This window comes from Rhodococcus sp. P3_B8 (assembly GCF_056402775.1).
In genome coordinates, this window is record NZ_JBFUGT010000562.1 from 1 (window position 1) to 2,228 (window position 2,228).

Here is a 2,228-nt window from a genome sequence, read left to right on the forward strand (position 1 = left end):
GCCTGGTCAGGCCGCCACGACGGCGCACTTGTTATCACTGGTCGTCCTCGGGCCCAACAACCAAGGAGGTGGCGGAACTTGAGCAACAATCGTGGCAAGAGAAGGATCGAGTCCCGTCCGGACCACATCACCGAGATGATCGAACTCGCTGCGAAGTGGGTGGCCTTCGGCGACATCCCCACGGAAGAGATCTGGGTACGTTTCGGCATCGACCGTGTCACCTTCGGCTTCCGCCTCCTTCGTGCTCTGGGTTCCAGCTTCGTCCGCTACCCGGATCGGTCGCGCATCGTCGCCTTGGCCATACGTCTCGCCCGCCTCGACGACCGCCAATACGAAACCGCCGGACGGCGGGAATGAGCGGGCAATTTGCGCACCAGTGGCGGGCGACACCCCGCCGAGTGGCGAATAGAGTGGCATAGATCACTATCGCTGGAGGTAGCGCGGATGTTCACTATCGACAACCGAAACCCATACGCCGCCGAGCCCCTGTTCCGCACGTCGTCCCGCCGGTGGGCGGAACCGACCGGGACGGTCGACGGCGGGATCGCGTGAGCGGCGATAAGGCCGACACCGCGGAGCCACGCGCGGAAGTCGGCCGGATGCGTGAGTTGCTCGGCCGGGTTGATGGTATCGACTCTGACCTCAACGAGACGTTACGCATCATCACGCAATTCGATGGGCTGATTCGGAGACGAGTCGGCATTTCGGCGCTCATGCGCGCGGCAGCGAATCTCACCGGTTGCGCTGTGGGAGCGGTGTATCCCGCACATCGGTTGGTGCGACGCGTGGATTCACGCGGCACCCCGATCACGCAGATGCCCAGTGCCGAAGAGCTGGCGTTGTGGACACGGCGCCCATTGGGCGACCTAGACGGGGGCGTGGTGTGGGTGGAGCGGAACACCGAGACCAATATCAACGACGAGACCGTTCTCGATCGGCTGGCCTCGTCGATTCAGATCACGATCGACCGCACCATGGGCACAGTCCCAGACCACGCCGGAGCACTCGAAGCGCTCCTCGACCGCGAAGCGGCTCTGGGAACCAAGTTGGCGATCGCCCGCCGCCTCGGCCTGGAGGCCGGCTCGAAAATCTATCTGATCGTAATGCCAGTCATCTCTACCGATCCGCCGCCGACCGGGGTGACCCACATCGATGCGGTGGTCGGCACCCGGTTCGGAGGTGTCCGCGCGATCGTCGCGGGAGCGGACTGTCCGCAGCCAGTCACCGGAACCTGCGGAATCGGTGAGACCGTCACCGTCGAGAGACTCGCCGACTCCTTTGACCAGGCACTTGTCGCACTCCGGCTTTCGCGTGCGGGTGAGGCGGTGACTTATCGGGACCTCGGTGCCCTCTCGCTACTGGTGCGAGCTCACGACGCGAGCCCTGTGCCACACCCCGATGCGATCGCGATCGGCACAGCGACCGCGTCCTCGACCATCGCTCGCAGGGTGCTCGAGGCGATGGAGCTGAACACGACGGTGCGGGCGGCCGCGCACGAGCTGGGACTGCATCATTCGACCGTGYAGGCTCACTGCGATCGTCTGGAGAAAGAACTCGGCTACTCATTCCGAACTGCTCAGGGGCGGACCCGCTTGGCCCTCGGCCTTGCGTTGCACCGGCTGGGACGTGATGTCTTCGATGTCGAAACGTCCCCAGACGGCAGTGAAAGACGAGGACGGAGCGATGACGTGTAACGCCAGGTGGCTCACGGCGGCGAGGAGCTCGACTCGGAGTCCACCCTAGTGGCAAACCGGATCGACTACGGCGATGCTGGTTTGGTCCTTAGAGCCCCATTGTTTCCGCGGTCCTGCAGCGGTCTGCGCCGTCGGTTGACCGCCAACACGATCGCGGCCACCACGATCGCCCCGACGCCGCCGACCGTCATGGCCGCGGTCGGTCCGAAGCGGTCGGCGAGGGCTCCTACAAGGACGCCACTGACCCCTTGCATTCCGATGAAGAAGGCGGAAAACAGCGACATCACCCTCACCCGGTAGCGCGGATCCGACTGAATTTGCAATGTCGCGTTAGCTGTTGAGGAGAAGACCTGATCCGCAGCACCGAGCAAGACCAAGAGCATTGCCAGGACGGCCATACCTGAGGTGAAAGATGTAGCAGCGACCACGATTCCGTAACAGAGCGCGGAGACTGCCACCACCCGCGTCCCCGTCGGCGCCAAGGTCGCCACCGTCAGTGCGGAGAGCAGGCTGCCCGCGCTCAGTGCGCTGAAC

General features: G+C 64.3%; 3 protein-coding genes. 2 read left to right on the forward strand and 1 reads right to left on the reverse strand.

The window, feature by feature from the left end; genetic code table 11:
- Window positions 1-78: 78 nt before the first annotated feature.
- Together AC1D1G_RS44540 and AC1D1G_RS44545 are read left to right on the forward strand one after the other, a co-directional pair.
- Window positions 79-357: a hypothetical protein gene (locus tag AC1D1G_RS44540; RefSeq protein ID WP_164062492.1), complete on the forward strand. Its 279-nt coding sequence runs from the start codon at window positions 79-81 to the stop codon at window positions 355-357.
- 428 nt (window positions 358-785) lie between these two features.
- A complete protein-coding gene (locus AC1D1G_RS44545; RefSeq protein ID WP_477956866.1) occupies window positions 786-1,694 on the forward strand; it encodes a hypothetical protein in 909 nt (302 codons plus the stop codon).
- Between the two features lie 65 nt (window positions 1,695-1,759).
- On the opposite strand, the gene AC1D1G_RS44550 is transcribed toward AC1D1G_RS44545, so the two are convergent.
- On the reverse strand, window positions 1,760-2,228 hold a 469-nt coding region (locus tag AC1D1G_RS44550), incomplete at its 5' end, for an MFS transporter (RefSeq protein WP_477956867.1).